Annotated in this window: 18 protein-coding genes; 3 read left to right on the top strand and 15 right to left on the bottom strand. The window is 69.4% G+C overall.

Annotated features, from left to right (window positions below; genetic code table 11):
• Positions 1–5 precede the first annotated feature (5 nt).
• Positions 6–1,214, bottom strand: coding sequence for a CaiB/BaiF CoA-transferase family protein (locus tag Q0907_RS10695; RefSeq protein ID WP_299344392.1), 1,209 nt, complete (start codon positions 1,212–1,214; stop codon positions 6–8).
• An 8-nt stretch (positions 1,215–1,222) separates the two neighbouring features.
• Positions 1,223–2,524, bottom strand: a complete 1,302-nt coding sequence (gene waaA / locus Q0907_RS10690) for a lipid IV(A) 3-deoxy-D-manno-octulosonic acid transferase (protein WP_299344390.1) — start codon at positions 2,522–2,524, stop codon at positions 1,223–1,225.
• Between the two features lie 39 nt (positions 2,525–2,563).
• Between waaA and lpxL the strand changes: the two genes are divergently transcribed.
• Positions 2,564–3,496, top strand: a complete 933-nt coding sequence (gene lpxL / locus Q0907_RS10685; RefSeq protein ID WP_299344388.1) for an LpxL/LpxP family Kdo(2)-lipid IV(A) lauroyl/palmitoleoyl acyltransferase — start codon at positions 2,564–2,566, stop codon at positions 3,494–3,496.
• On the opposite strand, the gene Q0907_RS10680 is transcribed toward lpxL, so the two are convergent.
• The 6 genes from Q0907_RS10680 to Q0907_RS10655 all read right to left on the bottom strand — a co-directional run bounded on the left by Q0907_RS10680 (position 3,487) and on the right by Q0907_RS10655 (position 8,374).
• Entirely contained in the window at positions 3,487–4,392 is a 906-nt protein-coding gene (locus tag Q0907_RS10680) for a lysophospholipid acyltransferase family protein (RefSeq protein WP_299344385.1), read from the bottom strand. The genes lpxL and Q0907_RS10680 overlap by 10 nt on opposite strands.
• A complete protein-coding gene (locus tag Q0907_RS10675; RefSeq protein WP_299344382.1) occupies positions 4,382–5,704 on the bottom strand; it encodes an O-antigen ligase family protein in 1,323 nt (440 codons plus the stop codon). Before Q0907_RS10675 ends, Q0907_RS10680 begins: the two co-directional genes overlap by 11 nt.
• Positions 5,676–6,815, bottom strand: a complete 1,140-nt coding sequence (locus Q0907_RS10670) for a glycosyltransferase (protein ID WP_299344380.1) — start codon at positions 6,813–6,815, stop codon at positions 5,676–5,678. Before Q0907_RS10670 ends, Q0907_RS10675 begins: the two co-directional genes overlap by 29 nt.
• A gap of 36 nt (positions 6,816–6,851) precedes the next feature.
• Positions 6,852–7,049: a zinc-finger domain-containing protein gene (locus Q0907_RS10665; protein WP_296279269.1), complete on the bottom strand. Its 198-nt coding sequence runs from the start codon at positions 7,047–7,049 to the stop codon at positions 6,852–6,854.
• 133 nt (positions 7,050–7,182) lie between these two features.
• Positions 7,183–7,761, bottom strand: coding sequence for a YceI family protein (locus Q0907_RS10660; RefSeq protein ID WP_296279267.1), 579 nt, complete (start codon positions 7,759–7,761; stop codon positions 7,183–7,185).
• A gap of 25 nt (positions 7,762–7,786) precedes the next feature.
• The gene (locus tag Q0907_RS10655; protein WP_299344376.1) at positions 7,787–8,374 is read right to left on the bottom strand and encodes a malonic semialdehyde reductase; all 588 of its coding nucleotides are present in this window, start codon (positions 8,372–8,374) and stop codon (positions 7,787–7,789) included.
• A 139-nt stretch (positions 8,375–8,513) separates the two neighbouring features.
• Between Q0907_RS10655 and Q0907_RS10650 the strand changes: the two genes are divergently transcribed.
• Positions 8,514–9,494, top strand: coding sequence for a mitochondrial fission ELM1 family protein (locus Q0907_RS10650; protein ID WP_299344374.1), 981 nt, complete (start codon positions 8,514–8,516; stop codon positions 9,492–9,494).
• A gap of 36 nt (positions 9,495–9,530) precedes the next feature.
• Here the strand turns inward: Q0907_RS10650 and glnE are convergent, their stop codons facing one another.
• From glnE to Q0907_RS10630, 4 genes are all read right to left on the bottom strand, one after another.
• Positions 9,531–12,344, bottom strand: a complete 2,814-nt coding sequence (gene glnE / locus Q0907_RS10645; RefSeq protein ID WP_299344371.1) for a bifunctional [glutamate--ammonia ligase]-adenylyl-L-tyrosine phosphorylase/[glutamate--ammonia-ligase] adenylyltransferase — start codon at positions 12,342–12,344, stop codon at positions 9,531–9,533.
• A 174-nt stretch (positions 12,345–12,518) separates the two neighbouring features.
• The gene (gene lipB, locus Q0907_RS10640) at positions 12,519–13,187 is read right to left on the bottom strand and encodes a lipoyl(octanoyl) transferase LipB (RefSeq protein ID WP_296279260.1); all 669 of its coding nucleotides are present in this window, start codon (positions 13,185–13,187) and stop codon (positions 12,519–12,521) included.
• The gene (locus Q0907_RS10635) at positions 13,175–13,453 is read right to left on the bottom strand and encodes a DUF493 family protein (protein WP_299344368.1); all 279 of its coding nucleotides are present in this window, start codon (positions 13,451–13,453) and stop codon (positions 13,175–13,177) included. Before Q0907_RS10635 ends, lipB begins: the two co-directional genes overlap by 13 nt.
• A 101-nt stretch (positions 13,454–13,554) precedes the next feature.
• Positions 13,555–14,487: a CsgG/HfaB family protein gene (locus Q0907_RS10630; RefSeq protein WP_299344531.1), complete on the bottom strand. Its 933-nt coding sequence runs from the start codon at positions 14,485–14,487 to the stop codon at positions 13,555–13,557.
• Positions 14,488–14,729: 242 nt separating this feature from the next.
• Here Q0907_RS10630 and Q0907_RS10625 point away from each other — a divergent pair, with 242 nt between their 5' ends.
• Positions 14,730–15,596: an EamA/RhaT family transporter gene (locus Q0907_RS10625; RefSeq protein WP_299344528.1), complete on the top strand. Its 867-nt coding sequence runs from the start codon at positions 14,730–14,732 to the stop codon at positions 15,594–15,596.
• 57 nt (positions 15,597–15,653) lie between these two features.
• Here Q0907_RS10625 and Q0907_RS10620 read toward each other — a convergent pair whose 3' ends face one another.
• From Q0907_RS10620 to mltB, 3 genes are all read right to left on the bottom strand, one after another.
• Positions 15,654–16,850, bottom strand: a complete 1,197-nt coding sequence (locus tag Q0907_RS10620; RefSeq protein ID WP_299344366.1) for a D-alanyl-D-alanine carboxypeptidase family protein — start codon at positions 16,848–16,850, stop codon at positions 15,654–15,656.
• 115 nt (positions 16,851–16,965) lie between these two features.
• Positions 16,966–18,129 carry a septal ring lytic transglycosylase RlpA family protein gene (locus Q0907_RS10615; RefSeq protein ID WP_299344363.1) on the bottom strand — a complete coding sequence of 388 codons (1,164 nt, stop codon included), beginning with the start codon at positions 18,127–18,129 and terminating at the stop codon, positions 16,966–16,968.
• Positions 18,126–19,265 carry a lytic murein transglycosylase B gene (gene mltB, locus Q0907_RS10610; protein WP_296279255.1) on the bottom strand — a complete coding sequence of 380 codons (1,140 nt, stop codon included), beginning with the start codon at positions 19,263–19,265 and terminating at the stop codon, positions 18,126–18,128. The genes Q0907_RS10615 and mltB overlap by 4 nt, the downstream gene beginning before the upstream one ends.
• Positions 19,266–19,286 lie beyond the last annotated feature (21 nt).

The following is a 19,286-nucleotide window of genomic DNA, read 5'->3' as shown; positions in this document are numbered from 1 at the left end:
CCGGTTCAGATCGCACCGAGCGCACGCAGCGAGGCGATCTCCGCCTCGTCGTAGCCAGCCTCGCGCAACACCTCGTCGGTATGCTGTCCGAGCAGCGGCGGCGCATGCCGCAGATCGACCGGCGTCGCCGACAGCTTGAGAGGACTCGCAACGAGTGGCACCGCGCCGGCATGCGGATGTTCGATGCGCGTGACCATGCCGCGCGCCTTCACCTGCGGATCGGCGAACACGTAGGCGATGTCGTTGACCGGTCCGCAGGGGATGCCTGCCGCTTCCAGCAAGGCAAGCCAGCCGTGCCGCTCGCGGGCATGAAACGCGTCCTGCAGCAGGGGGACCAACGCATCGCGATGGCGCACGCGCGCGGCGTTGGTCGCGTAGCGCGGATCGCCGGCCAGCGCCGCGAGATCCAGCATTTCGCACAGACGCACGAACTGCCGGTCGTTGCCGACCGCCACGATGATGTGCCCATCGGCGACGGCGAAGACCTGGTACGGCACGATGTTCGCGTGGGCGTTGCCCTGCCGGGGCGGCACCTCGCCACCCACCAGATAGTGGCTGCCGAGATTGGCCAGCATCGCGACCTGCGCATCCAGCAGCGCCATGTCGATCACCTGGCCTTCGCCCGTGGCATCGCGGTGGCGCAGCGCGGCGAGGATGGCGACGGTGGCATACATGCCGGTGAACAGGTCGGCGACCGCCACGCCCACCTTCTGCGGCTCGCCGTTCGCGGCGCCGGTAACGCCCATCAGGCCACCCAGGCCCTGGATGGCGAAGTCGTAGCCGGCGCGGCGCGCATAGGGTCCATCCTGCCCGAAGCCAGTGATCGAGCAGTAGACCAGGCGCGGATTGGCGGCGCGCAAGGTGGATGCGTCCAGGCGATAGCGCGCCATGTCGCCGACCTTGAAATTTTCCACCAGCACGTCGCTTTCCGACGCCAGGCGGCGGATGACCGCCTGCCCCTCCTCGGTGGCGATGTCGACCGCCAGCGAGCGCTTGTTGCGGTTCGCGCACAGGTAGTAGGCGGACTCGCCGGTTTCATTGCCATCGGCATCGCGCAGGAAGGGAGGCCCCCAGCCACGCGTATCGTCGCCGCTGCCGGGACGTTCCACCTTGACGACATCGGCACCGAGGTCGGCGAGGACCTGCGTGCACCACGGACCGGCAAGGACGCGGGTCAGGTCCAGGACGCGGACGCCGGCCAGGGCGCGGGGCACGGCCGGGTTCATGCCACCGGGGCCGGCAGGTGCGGCGCGATCATCGCCAGCGTGCGCGCGAGTGCACCCCGGCCGTGTTCGACCAGCGCGCGGCCGCGATCGGCGACCTCGCGACGGCGGCCGTCGTCGGCAAGCAGGGCTTCGATCGCATCGCCCACGCCGGCGGCATCGGGAGCGATCACCAGCGCATCGGCTTCCACCAGGCGGCGGGAGATCTCGCTGAAGTTGTGCAGGTGCGGCCCCGTCACCACGGGCGTGCCGACGGCGGCCGGTTCCAGCAGGTTGTGTCCGCCGATCGCCTGCAGGCTGCCGCCCACGAAGGCCACGTCCGCGCAGGCATAGAACGCCATCAGCTCGCCCAGCGTGTCGAGCACGAAGACCTCGTTGCCCACGGAGGGCCAGCGCTCGCCACGCCGCGTACCGACATGCCAGCCAGCCTCGCGTGCCGCCTCGGCGACGCGCGGGAATCGCTCCGGATGCCGTGGCGCCCACAACAGCAGCAGGTCCGGCCACCGCTGGCGCAGGCGCGCGTGCAGGGCGAGCACGGGCGCCTCCTCGTCTTCGTGCGTACTGGCGGCGATCCAAACGCGTCGCCCGCCGGCGAGGTGCTGGCGGAAATCCGCGACCACGTCGCGCACGTTGTCCGGAACGGGAATGTCGAACTTGAGGTTGCCCACATCGCGCACCTGCTCCGGCAGCGCGCCGAGTTGCACGAAGCGACCCGCGTCGTCGCCGGATTGCGCGGCCACCCTGCGTACCGTGCGCAGGGTGCGCGCGATCAGCGGCCGCAGCACGCTGTAGCCGCGCAGCGAGCGCGCCGACAGGCGTGCATTGAGGATGTAGACCGGCACGCGACGGTCGTGGCAGCCGAACAGCAGGCTGGGCCACAGTTCGGTTTCCATGATCAGTGCGAGTCGCGGACGGAAGTGGCCGAGGAAGCGCGCCACCGCACCCGGCAGGTCGTACGGCGAGTAGACGTGCAGCACGCGCTCGCCCCATAGCGCCTGCACGCGCTGCGAGCCGGTCGGCGTGATGGTGGTGATGAGCAGGCGCAGCCCGCGATGCCGCTTCAGCAGCGCATCGACGACCGGCGCCGCCGCGTTCACCTCACCTACCGACACCGCATGCAGCCAGACATCGACGACGCCGCCCGGCATGTCGTAGCTGCCGTAGCGTTCGTTCCAGCGCTGGAAGTATTCCGGGTAGCGGAAGCCGCGCCAGATCAGGTGGTACACCGTGACGGGCGTCAGGATGTACAGCACCACCGAATAGAGGGCGCGCAACAGGCGTTCGGCGGTGCGGTTCGACATGGGCGACAAGGATACCCGCGGCCACCGCTACAATGCGTCATGGCCGACTCCGAGAAGCGATCCTCCGACCCCGGCGAACGTCCACCCCTCGGGCCGCGGCAGTGGCCTTCGTGGCTGGGCATCGGGCTGGCATGGCTGGTTGCCCGGCTGCCGTGGGCCGTGCAGCGCCCGCTCGGACGCGCCGTGGGCGCCCTGCTGTACCGCGTGCTGCGGGAACGCCGGCATGTGGCGCGGCGCAATATCGCCCTGTGCTTTCCGGAATTCGATGCGCAGGCCCAGGAAGCGCTGGCGCGCGCCGGTTTCGGCGAACTGGGCATCGGACTGTTCGAGTTCGCTCGCGCCTGGTGGGGCAGCGTCGCGCCGATGCGGAAAGGCCTGCGGGTCGAAGGACTGGAGCATCTGGCCGCTGCGCGCGCGGGTGGCCGCGGCGTCATCGTGGTGTCCGGCCACTTCACCACGCTGGAGATATCGGCGCGCCTGATGTGCGATTACGCGCCACTGGCCGGCATGTACCGTCCCCACAACCAGGGGGCGATGGAGTGGGCGGTCAAGCGCGGCCGGCTGCGCTATGCCACCGCCATGTTCACCCGCGACGAACTGCGCCCGGCGCTGAAGCACCTGAAGCAGGGCGGCCTGCTGTGGTTCGCGCCGGACCAGGACACCCGCCGCGGCGACAGCGTGTTCGTTCCGTTCTTCGGGCATCCCGCCTACAGCCTGACGTCGACGCACCAACTCGCCCGCCTGTCCGGTGCGGCGGTGATGGCGTTCTCCCATGTCCGGCGCGACGACGATGGCTACACGCTCACCCTGTCGCCCGCGTTCGAGGATTTCCCGTCGACGGACGCCACCGCCGACACGGCACGCGTGATCGCCGCCATCGAAGCCATGGTGCGAAAGGCGCCGACGCAGTACCTGTGGATCCATCGCCGCTTCAAGCGCCAGCCCGACGGGCGCGGCGAACTCTACCGATAGAGGTTCGGCTCGCCGGGTGGCCGTGTCTTGAACCGCCGGTGCACCCACAGATACTGCTCGGGATGCTGGCGCACGACCGCCTCCAGCTCGGCCATGTAGCGGGCGGCGTCCTGCGCCGGGTCGCCACTCGGCCATCCGCGCCAGGTGGGCTCGACGCGCAGCTGGTAGCGACCGTCATCGTCGCGATGGAACCAGAACGGCAATACCACCGCATTGCCGCGGCGCGCGAGATCCGGCGTGGCGGTCAGCGTGGCGGCCGGCACGCCGAAGAACGGCACGAACGCGTTCTGGTAGTTGAAATCCTGGTCGGCCGAATACGCCACGATGCCGCCGCGCGACAATGCGCGCAGCAGGCCGCGCACGTCCTTCTTGGCGATCACGTCGGCGAACACGCGACGCCGTGCGCCGTCCAGCAGGCGCTCGATGCAGGGATCGTTGTTGCGCCGCGCGACGATGGTCACGCGTTCGCCCAGTGCCTCGCCGAGCAGTCGCGCGCACAGTTCCGAATGCGGGATGTGTCCGCCGAACAGCAGGATGCCGCGTCCCTGCGCCTGCGCGGCGCGCACGTGTTCCAGCCCTTGCACGTCGGCAAGCCCGCGCAGCGCATGGGCGGGGGCGTACCAGCCGCGTATGAGTTCGAGGGCCCCCGTCACCGTGGCATGCACGGTGTCGCGCAGCAGACGTGCCTGCGCCTGCGCGTCGCGCTCGGGAAAACACAGTGCAATGTTGGTGGCCGCATGCCGCCGGCGCTTGGCCAGCAGGGGCCACAGCAGGAAGGTGGCCAGACGCCCCATCGCCAGCAGCACCGCCTGCGGCAGGCGTGCGACGCCATGGGCCAGCAGGTTGGCGGGCGCTATGAACCAGCAGCGCCGGCCGGGCGAACGCTCATTCGTCATCGCGCGCAAGCAGGCTGCCTGCGTATAGCGCCGCCAGCATCAGGGTCAGGCCACCCCAGAACGTCGAATAGAACGCCAGGTGGGTGTTGAAAGGAAATACCGTGACCGCCAGCGCCAGCATGGCGGGCCGCGCCCGGTCCTTGGCCTGCGGCCTGGCATAGCGCCACGCGCGCCACGCCAGCGCCGCGCCCGCCAGCCACAGCAGCAGACCGATGATGCCGGTCTCGCTGAGCACCTCGAGTACGATCTGGTGGGCGTGGTACGCGGGGCCCTGTCCCCACGCCGGTCGTCCATCGGCGCTGGCATCGCAGGCGGGAAACGCTTCGCGGAAGCCCCGCGCGCCGACTCCGTTCACCGGATGGCGCGCGATCATGCAGCCCGCCGCCGACCAGATCTGGCCACGTCCGGACAATGCCGTGTCCACGCCCGCCTCGCTGGCGGTAAGGGCATGGGTGGTGAGCAGGATGCGCTCGCGCACCTGCGGCGACGCTACGGTCAGCACCGCCAGCAGCACGGCGCCGAAGGCGAACACGGCCAGCAGCCGCTTCCAGCCCAGCAGCTTCCAGCCCGAGAACACCAGCACCAGTGCATAGGTGATCCAGGCAGCGCGCGCGCCCGCCAGCAGCACCACGACACCGATCGCCGCCGAGGCCAGCAGCCAGCCCGCGACCTGCAGGCGTCGTGCAGCGGCGAACAGCAGAAACGGCGACAGGCTCGCCATCACCACGCCAAGCTTGCGGTTGCAGGGACCGAGGAAGCCGCTGAGGCGGTCGATGCCGGCCATCTGCTCCGCCGTGCACATCGGGCGTCCGCTGATCAGGTGCTTGAGCTGGTCCAGGCCCCAGAACAACGGGCTGGTGCCGAACAGCGCCTGCGCCAGCGCGTCGATCGTCCAGACGGCCACGATGACGGCCAGGCCGGTGAACGTGGTGTGCCGCGCGCGCGCGTTCGCGACGGAGGCCGCCACCAGCCACAGGAACGGCAGATAGCGCAGGTCCACCGCCGCCTCGCGCAATGCGCGGGGCGCATCGACCGCATCGATCGCGGAGATCGCCTGGGGCAACCAGTACGCAGCGAACAGGGCGCTGGTCAGCGCCCACGCCGCCCCGCTGAGCAGCCGCGCGCTGCCCCGGAAACGGCCGAGCAACAGGCGGACGATCGCCGCCAGGGCACCCAGCACCATCACGCCTTCCGCATACCCCGGCGCCGGCCACAGGGCGACGAACGTCAGCACCCAGGCAGGCGCCCAGCGCCAGCCGTGCGGTGCACGATGGGCGGACGTATCAGGGATCGATGGCGAGTCGGCGGTCATCGGCGAGATCGTGGTAGAGGGCGAGCGTGGCGTCCTGCATCGCGCGCAGGGTGTAGGACTCCATCGTAGCCAATGCCGGCGGCGGATGCGCGAGGAACGCCATCACGGTGTCGTGCAGGCGACGTGCATCGAATGCAGGCACCGCGCCGCCGGGCTGAAGTTCCTCCAGCAGTTCTCCCACGCCGCCGTGAGCCCATCCAACCACGGGACGTCCCACCGACAGGCTTTCGATGACGGTACGGCCGAAGGCTTCCGGTTTACCCGACAGCTGCAGCACCAGATCGCTGGCGGCGTAGGCGCGCGCGATCTCCGCTGTCGGCGGCGTGATGGCGAGGGCATCGGCGAATCCAGCGCGTCGTGCCTCGGTTTCCAGATCGATCACGTACTGCTCGCGCCCGTGTTCGCGCGTACCGGGCATCCACAGGCGCGCGTCGATACCCTGATCACGCAGCTTGCCGAGCAGTGTCAGCGCCTCCTGGTGTCCTTTCAGGCGCGTGCCACGACCTGGCAACAGCAGCAGTGGACCGTCGCCCGCCAGTGCGGGATGTTGATCGGCTGCCCATGCACGCGCACCGGCATCAGGATGGGCGGCGCGCGGGAACTGCGCCGGGTCGATGCCACGCGGGATCACCACCAGCTTGCGCGGATCCGTGCGCGGGTAGTGCTGCAGCAGGTAGCGACGCACCGTGTCCGACACGCAGATCACGCGTTCGCCATGGGTCATCACGGCGCTGTAGCGGCCCGGCGAGTTGAGCCCGTGCATGGTGGTGACGAAGCGGGGCCGCGATGCCGACGGCATGCCACGCAGCGCCCACAGGCCGAGCCATGCGGGCAGGCGCGAGCGCGCATGCACGATGTCGGCACCGACCTGCGCGAACAGCTGCCGCAGTGCGGCCACATGGCGCAGCGTCAGCAGCGACTTGCGGCCGATGGCGAGGGTGATGTGTTCGGCGCCACTGCTGCGCAGGGCGGGTTCAAGGCGTCCGCCGGCCGAGACGACCACGGCGCGATGGCCGGCGCGCACCAGCGCATCGGCGATCTCAAGGGTGGAGCGTTCGACACCGCCGGATTCCAGCGCCGGCAGCAACTGGACGACGGTCAGTCGGCGCATGGTCGGCGGGCCATGCGGAAGGCCGGCATCGTCCGGTCAGTCGGCCAGGACGAAGTGCGACCCGCAGTACGGGCACTGCACGTCGCCCCCGGGCGCGTCCTCGATGGGCAGGTAGACGCGCGGATGCGAATTCCACAGCGCCATGGACGGCAGCGGGCAGCTCAGCGGCAGGTCGCTCCGCGACACGGTGTAGCGCTTCTCGGCGTTGGCGGGCGCGGTGGCGGTCTGGCTCATGGCGGTGGCGAATCGCGGAACAGGGGGTGCCCAGTCTAACAGCCGCCCCGGACCGTCCCAAGGCGCGGTGCCGGCAACGAAGAACGCCGCCCCTGGGGGCGGCGTTCGGGATCACGTCGGCGAGGGAACCGGCTTACTTCTTGGCGTCGGCCGTCGCTTCGGTGGTGATCTTCAGCGTGACTTCGTCGCTGACCATCGGCGCATAGGCACCCAGGCCGAAGTCGCTGCGCTTCACGGTGGCGGTGGCGTCGAAGCCGATCGCCGGCACCTTCTTCATCGGGTGCTCGCCGGCCTTGTTGAGGGTCACGTCCAGCACCACCGGCTTGGTGACGCCCTTGATGGTCAGGTCGCCGGTGACCTTCAGCTTGCCTTCGCCGGCAGCCTCGACCTTCGTGCTCTTGAAGGTGGCGCTGGGGTACTTGGCGGCGTCGAACCACTTGTCGCTGGTCAGGTGGTCGTAGAACTGGTCGGCCAGCGCGCTCAGGCCGGTCAGCGGCAGGGTGACCTGCACGCTGGAGGCCGAAACCTTGTCGGCGTCGTACACGAGGGTGCCGTCGGCCTGGCCGAAGTTGGCGCTCGGGTTCGAGTAGCCGAAGTGGTTCCAGCTGGCCAGCACATTGGTATGGCCGGGATCGAGCTTGTAGGTCACCGGCGCGGCGAACGCGGCACCGGCAAAGGCGAACAGGGCGGCAACGAGCAGGGTCTTGCGCATGGGGAAATCTCCGGTGGGTGGGGTATCAGAGGATGCGCGCGGCTTCGTCGAAGCCCAGGCGCGGGGAACGCGGGAAGATGCTGGACGGATCGCCATGGCCGAGGTTGACCAGGATGTCGGACTTGATCGCGGTGCCGGCGAAGAAGGCCTCGTCGACCTTGCCGGCGTCGAAGCCGGTCATGGGGCCGGCGTCCAGGCCCAGCGCGCGCGCGGCGAGGATCAGGTAGGCCGCCTGCAGGCTCGCATTGCGCAGCGCCGGCTTGAACCGGTTCTCGCGCGGCCCCTCGAACCAGGCCTTGGCATCGGTGTGCGGGAACAGGAACGGCAGCTTCTCGTGGAAGTCCTCGTCCCGCCCGATGATCACCGTCACCGGTGCCGCCATCGTCTTGGCATAGTTGCCCTCGTCCAGCGCCGGACCCAGCTTGGCCTTGGCCTCGGCCGACTTCACGAACACGAAGCGCGCCGGCGTGGTGTTGGCCTGCGTGGGGCCGAACTTCAGCAGGTCGTACAACTGGCGCAGCGTGTCGTCGCTGACCTCGCCACTGAAGGCGTTGTAGGTGCGCGCAGTGCGGAACAACTGGTCGAGCGAAGCGGCGTCGAGGGCGTGGGACATGGGCAACCTGCAGCGGAAGGGAGGGAAGCCCGAGGTGCCGGGCCAGCGAATGCGGGGGAGTGTAGAGTGTCCTGACTATGGCCACATCCAATCGCCCCGGAACGGATTGTTTTAACCAGTGGAACGAAAAAGTCCTGTGATGGCCGATGCGCCCCGCCTCTGCACGCTGAGCGACGGCCATGCCGGCAATGTGCGGCAGGCTGCGGCGCTGGCGCGCGCCCTGGGCCTGCACGCGGACGAGATCACGCTGGCGGCGCGCGCGCCCTGGCGCTGGGTGGCGCCGCGTTCGCTACCCGGCGCGCCGAGCGCGTTCGGACCTGCCTTCCGCGCCATGTGGAACGCACCGCCTGCGCTGGCCATCGGCTGCGGACGCCAGGCGGCGCTGGCGACGCGGCTGCTGCGCGATCGCGGCAGCCGCGTCGTCCAGATCCTCGACCCTCGCATCGATCCGTCGCATTGGGATCTGGTGATCGCCCCGGCGCACGACGGACTGGCCGGCGCGAACGTGCTCACCCTGCTCGGCAGCCTGAATCCGGTCGACGACGCCTGGCTGTCCGCTGCGCGCGGTGCGTTCGCGGCGTTGGCTGCCCTGCCCTCGCCACGCACGGCACTGCTGATCGGCGGCGGCAGCGCGCACTACGCCTTCGACGACGCTGCGTTCGCACGCCTCGCCACGGCGCTCGACGACACGACGAGCGCAGGCAGCCTGATGATCACGACGTCGCGACGCACCTCCCGCGACATCGTGCAGCGCGTTCGCCAACGCTACGCCGCGCGCCCGCACACCGTGCTCTGGTGCGATGCGAGCGACGGTCCCAATCCCTACGCAGGGCTGCTGGCCTGGGCCGACCACATCGTCTGCACGCCGGAATCGGTCAACATGGTGTCGGAAGCCTGCGGCACGCGCGTGCCCGTGCAGGTCTTCGAGCCGGATCGCGTTGGCGGACGTCCCCGCCGCTTCCTGGACACGGTGGTCGCGCGCGGACGCATCCGCGATCTCGCCGACGCGTCGCCTGCCTTCGACGGTGAACCCTTGCGCGAAACCGCCCGCATCGCCGCCGACGTGCGCGCCCGCCTGGATCTCCATCGCTGGAACGGTCATACAAGCAGTTCTTTGTAGGAGCGGGCATGGCCGGCTCCCACAAAGAACGAAGGGCTACGCCGGATCGAAGGCAAGTCCGTGCGCCGCCGTGGTCCGCTGCACCACCGCGCGGGCCGTCGCCAGTGCCGCGTTCTCGACCACCAGCCGCGGACGCCGGTCGAGCGTGCAGCCCAGACCTTCGGCGACGAAGGTCGCATGCACGGCATCGAGGGCGTCGGCCTCGTCCGTCGACAGTGCCCCTTGCGCCGCCAGCGTCGCGACAAGGCCGGGCGTATCGCGGGGCGACAGCAGGGCCGGTTGCGCCGCTGCGTCACGCAGTACCAGGTACTGCACCAGGAACTCGAGGTCGACCAGGCCTCCCGCCCCCTGCTTCAGGTCGAAGCGGGCGGCATCGCTGCGGTCCAGCTCGCTGCGCATGCGCGCACGCATCCTGATCACGTCATCGCGCAGTGCGCCGGCGTCGCGCGCGCGCGCCAGCGTGGCCGTCCGCACGTCTTCGAACGCCTGCCGCAGCGTGGCATCGCCGGCGATTGCGCGCGCGCGGACCAGCGCCTGGTGTTCCCACGTCCATGCGCGCTCGCGCTGGTACTCCGTGAAACTGGCCAGCGACGACACCAGCAGGCCTTTCGCGCCGTCCGGGCGCAGGCGCACATCCACGTCGTAGAGTCGGCCCGCTGCCGTGACCGCGCCGAGCAATGCCACGATCTTCTGCGCCAACCGCGCATACCAGCGACCCGCTTCCATCGGCCGCAGCCCATCGGAGTCCGCCTCCGGCGGCGCATCGAACAGGAACACGAGGTCGAGATCGGAGCCGAAGCCGAGTTCTTCGCCGCCGAGGCTGCCGTAACCCACCACCGCGAACCGGCCCGACCCGACCACGCCGTGCGAGGCGGCGACGTCGCGCGTGGCGACCTGCACCACGACCCCAACGACTTCGTCCGCCAGCCATGCCAGCTGGCGCACGCTGTCGCGCGCCGACTGGCGTCCGTCCAGCGCGGCCAGCGCCACGCGGAAGCTCAGGGCCAGGCGGCGCTCGTTCAATACGCGCAGGCACGTCTCCGGATCGTCTTCGAGCAGCGCGGCCTCGCACTCCGCGCGCAGTTCGTCGCGGTCGGGCATCGGGCCGGAGACGCGCGTGTCCAGCAGTTCGTCCAGCAACAACGGGTACTGGGCCAGCCGTTCGGACAACAGTGCGCTGCGTGCCAGGACGTCGACCAGCCGTCCCAACGCGCTGGGCTGCTCATCGAGCAGGGCCAGATAGCTTGCGCGCCGCAGGATGGCCTGCAGCAGCGACAGCACGCGGCGCAGCGCGGCATCCGGCTGCGACGAACGCGCGCAGGCATCGAGCAAGGCGGGCACCACGCGATCCAGGCGCGCACGCGCGGCATCGGACAACGCGCGCACGCCACTGAACTGCACGAATTCGCGCAGTGCGCCATCCGCGCTGCCGGCATCGGCGAATCCGGACGACGCCAGCACCTGCGCATCGCCCCCGTCGGGCAATGCGCGCCAGTACAGCGCCAGCGCACCCGGCGCGGCATCGCGCTGGCGCGGCGCCAGCAGTTCGGCGAACTCGGCGGACACGCGTGCGCGCTGCACATCCAGGGCCGCACGCAGCGCTTCCCAATCCGGATGGTCGAGACCCCGTGCGATGCGGTGACGCTCCAGCGGATCCTCGGGCAGTGCGTGCGTCTGTGCATCGCGCAGCATCTGCAGGCGGTTCTCCAGCCGGCGCAGGAAACGGTAGGCCTGTATCAGCGCCTCGCCTTCCTCCGGCGACACCTGGCGTGCCGCCACCAGCGCCGGCAGCGCCACGCGCAGGCGACGTTCGCGCAGGGTCGCTTCACGCCCCCCGCGGATGAGCTGCAAGGCCTGCACCAGGAATTCGATTTCGCGGATGCCGCCCGGGCCGCGCTTGATGTCGTCGGCCAGTTCGCGGCGCGCGACCTCGGCAGCGATGGCGGCCTTCATTTCGCGCAGGCCATCGAGGGCGGTGTAGTCCAGGTACCGGCGATAGACGAACGGCCGCAATGACTCCAGCCAGCGCTCCCCCGCCTCGATGTCGCCGGCGACCGCGCGCGCCTTCAACCATGCATAGCGTTCCCAGTCGCGGCCTTCGCGCTGGAAGTACTGGTCCATGCCGGCGAACGACAACGCAAGGCGACCCGCATTGCCGAAAGGACGCAGGCGAAGGTCGACGCGATGGCAGAAGCCGTCGACGGTCGGCTCATCCAGGAGTTTCGCCAGACGCTGGCCCAGCCGCATGAAGTAGTCCTCGGCGGCGAGCGATCGCGCGCCGTCGGATTCGCCCCCTTGCGGATACGCATAGACCAGGTCGATATCGGAAGAGAAGTTCAGTTCACCGCCGCCCAGCTTGCCCAAGCCGAACACCACCAGGCGCTGCACACTACCGTCGGGTGCACGCACGACGCCATGGCGTTGCGCGAACTCGGCTTCCAGCGCGTCGAGCGCGGTCTGCAGGCAGACCTCGGCCAGGCGCGTGGTGCCGGCCAGCGTGTCGTCGACCGTGTCCAGGCCATGCACGTCGCGCCACACCAGCCGAGTCGACTCGGCGGCGCGGTAACGACGCAGCAGCTCGGGCCATTGCGCGGTGTTGTCGGTCGTCAGTGCGGGCACCGGCCACGGCGCGGCGCCATCGTCGCGCAACAGTACGGTCAGCAGATCGGGCTGGCGGCGCAGGGTTTCGAGCGCGAGGTCGCTCGTGGCGATCACGCTCGACACACGATCGACGTGGCCGGTGTCTGCGAGCAGTCCCTCCATGTCGGCGGACACGGCGCGCAGTCGCGCCAGGCCGCGTTCGATCAGTGCATCGCGTTCCGTGTCCAGGGACGAGGTCGCATCGTTCATGGCGGCGATTCTGGCATGCGCCGCGGCTGTTGTAGGAGCGACGTCAGTCGCGACCGGAGTTCGTCAGACCACGGTGATGTCGAACCACCAAGAATTCGCTCCGACCGTCTCCCTGCGCACCCGGGCTGCCGCGTCGTGCGGTCGCGACTGACGTCGCTCTTACGACAGGCGGGATCAGGCCGCCTGCGAAAGATCAGGCAGCACGGCCTCGTGCCGCAGCGACAGGCCGAACTGCTCCGCCATGTGCTTAAGCAGCACCGGCTTCACCTGGTCCATACCGGAGGGACCGCCGAGATCCGCCAGCGAAACGACCTGCAGGCCCTGATAGCCGCACGGATTGATGCGGTGGAACGGTTCGAGATCCATCGCGATGTTGAACGCTAGGCCATGGAAGGTGCAGCCGCGCCGCACGCGGATGCCGAGCGCGCCGATCTTGGCGCCGGCCACGTAGACGCCGGGAGCGCCGTCCTTGCGTTCGGCATGCACGTTCCACTCTGCCAGCGTATCGATCATCGCCTGCTCGATCCTGCAGACGTAGTCGCGCACGCCGACCTTCAGGCGCTTCAGGTCGAACAGCGGATACGCAACGATCTGGCCAGGGCCGTGGTACGTCACCTGTCCGCCACGGTCGACATGGACGACCGGGATGTCGCCCGCCGCAAGCACGTGCTCGGGCTTGCCGGCCTGGCCGAGGGTGAACACCGGGTCGTGCTCCACCAGCCACAGTTCGTCGCCGGTCGCGTCGGTACGCGCATCGGTGAAGCGTTGCATGGCGCGCCAGACCGGCTCGTAGGCCTGGCGGCCGAGCTCGCGGACAGCGCAGGGCGAGGTCACAGCGTCCACTTCACTTCCGGGTGGTCGCGCAGGGCTTCGTGCGCCGCGTCGTACTGCGCGCGGTCGTTGGCCTGGAAGCGGATGCGCACGGACACGTACTTGCCGTTGGTGGAATGCTTCCAGCTGATGTCTTCGTGCAGCACCTCGACGCCTTTCGATTCCAGCAGGCGGGGCAGCTCGGTCTCCAGGCCGGTGCCGGCCGAGCCCATGGCGCTGAGCTCGAAGGTGCCGGGAAACTGGAAGCCGTGTTCGGGGTTGTCGGATTTGATTTCCATGCCCGGATTATTGGGATGCGGGCAGCGAAAGCCAAGCCGCGCCACCCCGGAACGACGAAGGGCCGCGTGCGCGGCCCTTCGTCTTCACCCGGCGCGGCGGTTCAGCGCGCCAGCTGCACCAGGCTGGACGAGACCCAGCCCTTGTTGCCGAGTTCGTCCTCGACTTCCCACATCACCCCGTCCTTGTTGCCGGTGGGGTACAGCATCATGCCGGGGTCCAGGTCGCGCACGGCCTTGCCGGTGCCCTTCGGGTTGGCGAACAGGCGGCCGGGCTTGGTCATCTCCACCGCCTGCTGGGCATTGGATGCCGAGGCATTGCCGGACAGGCCGCCCAGCTCGCTGACCAGGTTGGTGTAGGCCTGCAGGTAGGCCAGCGTGATGACCTGGCCGATCTCGGTGTTGGCGTAGCCGCTGGCACCGCCACCGCCCCAGTGGCTGCCGGTGAACAGGCTGCCGCCCGCGCCCCAGCCGATGTCGGTCTTCTTGGCGCTGCCTTCGGCCATGGCGACCTGCTCGGACGAACGCACGTCGGTGACGGTCAGGACGACGTCGGCGGTCTTCTTCTTGAAGTCCAGTCCGCCCACCACGCGACCGACGTTGCCACCCATCAGTCCGCCCAGTAGGCCGCTGATGGCATTGCCGCCGGCATTGCTGTTCTGCGAGATCAGGTCGGGCACCAGCACGTAATCGGCGGCACGGATCTGGCCCTTGCCGATGTTGGAGCGGTTGCGCAGCTCGCCACTGGCGGCCAGGTCGCGCTCGGCCATCGCCGCACCCATGCCCACGCCACGGTCCACCAGCGTGAAGCAGCGCGACTTGTTGACGAACACCTTGATCAGCTTCGACGGTGCCGGCAGCTGCTGGCCGCTCCACCAGTTCACGCCGTCCTCGGGCTCGATCACCGAGATGGTACCCAGCGGCTTGCTGCAGGTCGGGATCTCCGCGGTCTGCTGCTTGCGCTGGTCCTGCGCGCTCTGGCGCTGCGCCCAGGCGGGTGTCGTCGCAGCGGCCGCCAACAGCAGGCAGGCCGTCATCGTCATCTTCTTGCAGGTTCCCCTGTTCACGCGTGCTTCTCCTTGAGAATGATGGTGCCCGCACCCCGCGGACCTTCCATTGCGGGCGTGGCCTGCGTTCGCGTGCCGGGTCGCCCGACCGCGATGATAGGCGAAGAATGCGGTTTCGCTGGCTACACACGAAAAGAGTGACATCCAAAGGCCATCGGGCAAGGCGGGGAGGCGATACGGCGATAATGCCCGCCCTTCCCGCGAGGTCCGCCGTGCCCTATCTGCTCTCCAGCGTCGTCTGCAGCGTGCTCGTGTCGGTCCTGCTGAAGCTCATGCAGCGGCGCGGCATCGACACTGCCCAGGGCATCGCCTGGAACTACCTGGCCGCCTCCCTGCTGTGCTTCACCCTGCTGGATCCGCCGCTGTCGGCACTGGCCGCAGCGCATGCTCCGTGGCCCGCGCTCGCGCTGCTGGCTGGGCTGCTGCCGGGCATCTTCCTGGCGCTGTCGGCCTCGGTGAAGGCGGCCGGCATCGTGCGCACCGACATCGCACAGCGCATGTCGCTGGTACTGTCGTTGCTGGCCGCCTTCCTGTGGTTCGGTGAACAGGCCAACGCGCTGCGTCTCGCCGGTCTCGCAGTGGGCCTGGTCGCCATCGTGTTGCTGGCGCTGCGCCCGCGCACCGCGTCGGCCGGGGCCGAGGGTGGCTGGACCGGCTGGGCATTGCCGCTGGTGGTGCTGGTCGGCTACGCCAGCGTGGACGTGCTGTTGAAGCACATCGCCGCAGCCGGCACGCCGTTCGCGGCCTCGCTGCAGGTCGCCTTCGTCGCCGCCTTCATCGTGATGCTGGGCGTGCAGGGCGCCCGGCGCCTGCGTGGCGGCCCGGCGCTCACGCTGCCCGCGCTTGGCACGGGCCTGCTGCTCGGGGCGCTGAACTTCGGCAACATCCTGTTCTACGTGAAGGCCCACCGCGCGCTGCCCGACCATCCGGCGGTGGTGTTCTCGACGATGAACATCGGCGTGGTGGTCCTGGGCACGCTGGCCGGCACGTGGCTGTTCCGCGAGCGGCTGAGCCGCACCACCCTGCTGGCGATTCCGCTCGCGATCCTCGCCATCGCGGTGATCGCGGCCGGCCTGTAGGCGGGCAAGAAAAAGGCCGGCATGCGCCGGCCTTTCCTCATCGTGCGGTGCGCCGGATCACTCCGACTCCCACCACATCCAGAATGCGTCCCACAGGCGCTTGAAGAAGCCGGCTTCCTCGATCGGCGTGATCGCCACCAGCGGCGACTGCGCGACCACCTTGCCGTCCAGCGTGACCTTCACCGTCCCGATGGCCTGGCCTGCGGTGATCGGCGCCACCAGCGTCTTCGGCACGTCCATCGTCGGCTTCAGGTCGTCGTAGCGGCCCCGCGGCACGCTGACCAGCATCGGCTGGGCCACGCCCAGTTGCACATCCTTGGTCTTGCCCTTCCACACGCGCTGGGTGGCGATGGCCTTGCCGGGCTCGTAGAGGCGGTGGGTTTCGTAGAAGCGGAAGCCCCAGTTCAACAATGCCAGGCTGTCGTCGGCGCGCTGCTTCTCCGAGGTGGATCCCATCACCACCGCGATCAGGCGCTGGTCGCCGCGCTTGGCCGAGCTCATCAGGCAGTAGCCCGCGGCGGAATGGTGGCCGGTCTTGATGCCGTCCACGCTCGGATCGCGCCACAGCAGCAGGTTGCGGTTCGGCTGGGTGATGGTGCCGACCGTGAATTCCTTGATCTTGTTGAAGGCGTACTGCTCCGGATACTCGCGGATCAGGGCGCGGCCCAGCAACGCCAGGTCGTACGCGGTGGAGTAATGCTCCGGCGCCGACAGGCCATGCGCGTTGACGAAGTGCGAGCCCTTCATGCCGATCTGCGCGGCGTAGTTGTTCATCAGCGACGCGAAGGCTTCCTGGCTGCCGGCGGCGTGCTCGGCCAGGGCGATGGCGGCGTCGTTGCCGGACTGCACGGCCATGCCGGTTTCCATGTCCAGCAGCGGCGCGGTCTTGTTGACGGCGAAACCGCTGTAGCTGCCGTCGGTGCCGGCGCCGCCCTCGCGCCAGGCGCGCTCGCTCATCATCACCTGGTCGGTCGGCTTGATCTTGCCGTTCTTCTGCTCGGCGGCCAGCACGTACGACGTCATCACCTTGGTGATGCTGGCCGGCTCGACACGCTCGTTGTAGTTCTCGCCCGCCAGTACCTGCCCGGTGATGTAGTCCATCAGCACCCAGGCGGTCGCCGTCGGCGTGGGCGCGGGCGGGATGGCGACGGGAGCCGCGGCGGCGGCGGGCGGCGTGGCCGGCGCGGGGGTCTGGGCGATGGCCAGACCCATGGCGGTGGTCGCGAGCGCGGCGAGAACGAAACGGAACTTCATCGGCGGAAAACTCCTGGCAAGGCCCTGGGCCTGACGGTGCAAGGCGAACATTGTAGGGAGGCCGGCTACCGCGTGGGTTGGAAAGACGTAAAAAACCGGCAGCCGGACGTCGACGTTAGTCGCGAACGATCTGCGGGCGTCCGAAACCCAGACTCGCGATCCTGCCCGCCAATGCTTCGGCCGACGCGGCATCGGCGGCCCCCACGCGCAAACGCCACAGCGGACGGTCCGCGCCGGGCACATCGCTGAGCCGCGCATCGGCGATGCCGGCGGCGGTCAGGCGCGCGAGTGCGCGGTCGGCATTGTCGCGACTGGAGAAACTGGCGACCTGCAGCTGCACGGTGGATGGCGTCGCCGCGGCCGGCGGAGGGGCCTTCGCCGGCACGGCGGCAAGCGGCACACTCGCGGCAGGGCTGGTGACCACAGGGGTGCCCGGCTTGCCGGACGCGACACGTACCCCGTTGGCTTTCATCCACGCCTCGAAGCCGGCGGCACTGGGCACATCGCCCGGCTTGGCTGGCACGTGGTAGCGGACCGCCTCTGCAGGCAACGTTCCGACGAGCTGGTCCATCGCCGAGGGAGGCGAATCCGCCGCGGGCGTGGCCGCGAGCGTGGCGCCTTCCGGCGTCAGCGCGCGCACTTCCACGCGACCCGTCCCGCGCTGGGTGATGCCCAGGCGCACCGCGGCCGCATAACTCAGGTCGATCACGCGGCCCTCGTGGAAAGGACCACGATCGTTCACCCGCACGACCACCGACTTGCCGTTGTCCAGGTTGGTCACGCGCGCGAAGCTGGGCAGGGGCAGCGACTTGTGCGCGGCGCTGTAGGCGTACATGTCGTACACCTCCTGGTTGGAGGTTCGACGGCCATGGAACTTGTTGCCGTAGTACGAGGCGGTGCCCTGCTCCACGTAGCCGTCGACGCGGTCGAGGACGCGGTACTGTTTGCCGAGCACCGAATACGGCGACTTGTTGCCGACCCGCGATCGCGCCTCGGCGGTGACCACGGGTTCGCGGATGCAATCCAGGTCGGGCACGTGGTCGGGCGTGGTGTCCGACACGCCGGGCTTGTACAGGCCACCGGCGGTGTAGTCGCCACGCGTGGACAGGTCTTCCTGCGCCGGCGCGTAGCGCGAGCAGTCCTTGCCCACGATGGCCGGCGAGGGCGTCGCCGGCCCGGGCCGCACGGTGCCGCCCGCGGAGGGCGCCGGTGACTTCTTCGGCGCCGTGCTGCACGCGGCCAGGGCCACCGCCATCAGCGGCAGGGCCAGCCACTTCATGCCGGCGGAATCTCGCGGCCGGCGATCGCCTGCGACAGCTGGTAGACCGCCATCGCGTACATCTTGGAATTGTTGTACCGGGTGATCGCGTAGTAGTTCTGGAAGCCCAGCCAGTACTGCTTGCCGTCCGCGCCATCCAGTTGCACCAGCGTGGCCATCGCGTCCGGCGCGACCGGGTCGAGCGGCCGGTAGCCCTTCTCGGCCAGCTGCGCGAGCGAATAATCGGGTGTCCAGGTCTCCGGGTTGAACTCGGCGAAACCGTCCTGCAGCTGGGCGCGCGCGACGACCGCGCCGCCCGGCACCCAGCCGCCGCGTTCGCCACCCTTCTTGCGGAAGTAATTGGCGATCGAGGCGAAGATGTCCGGATACGTGGCGAACAGATCACGGCGACCGTCACCGTTGCCGTCCACTGCGAACTCGCGGTAGCTCGATGGCATGAACTGGCCCAGCCCCATCGCGCCGGCATAGCTGCCGGTCAGCGAGGCGATGTCGAGCTTCTCTTCCCGTCCCAGCGCGAACAGCTGCGCCAGTTCGTCGCGGAAGAACTGCTCGCGACGGTATTCGTAAGCCGCACGCTCCGGATTGCCGGTGCGCGGATAGCGGAACGCGAGCGTGTACAGCGCATCCAGCACCTTGTGGCGACCGGTGAAGCCGCCATAGTTGGTCTCCACGCCGATGATCGACACGATCACCTCGGCCGGCACACCGTACTGCTGCTCGACGCGGGTCAGCTCGTCGCGGTGCTGCGCCATGAATGCGCGGCCCCCGTCGATGCGGGTCTGGGTCAGGAAGCCGACCCGGTATTCGCTCCAAGGCTTGACCCGTTCCGCCGGTCGCGACATCGCCGCGACCACGCTGTCGAGGAACTGCGCCTTGGCCAGCGTCGCCTCGATCTCGGCGGGTGCGATGCCGTACTTCGCGGAGGTATCGCGCACGAACTGCGCACGCGCGGTGAGGAAATCGACCGGCTTCAGCGCTTCCGGCGGCACCTCGGCCACACGCTCGACCGACGTCTCGGCGGGCGTCGCCGGAGCGGCAGCGGAAGGCGTCGTCGAAGCCGCCGGTGGCGGCGGTTGCGGTGTGGCGCAGGACGCCAGGCCCAGCACCAGAAGGCAGGAAAGTGCGTTTCGCATCATCGGGGCGAGGGTAGCATGCAG

It is taken from the genome of uncultured Pseudoxanthomonas sp., from assembly GCF_947498795.1.
Lineage (GTDB): Bacteria > Pseudomonadota > Gammaproteobacteria > Xanthomonadales > Xanthomonadaceae > Pseudoxanthomonas_A.
The sequence above is the reverse complement of the archived record's forward strand: the minus strand, read 5'-3'. Positions and strand labels throughout refer to the sequence as shown.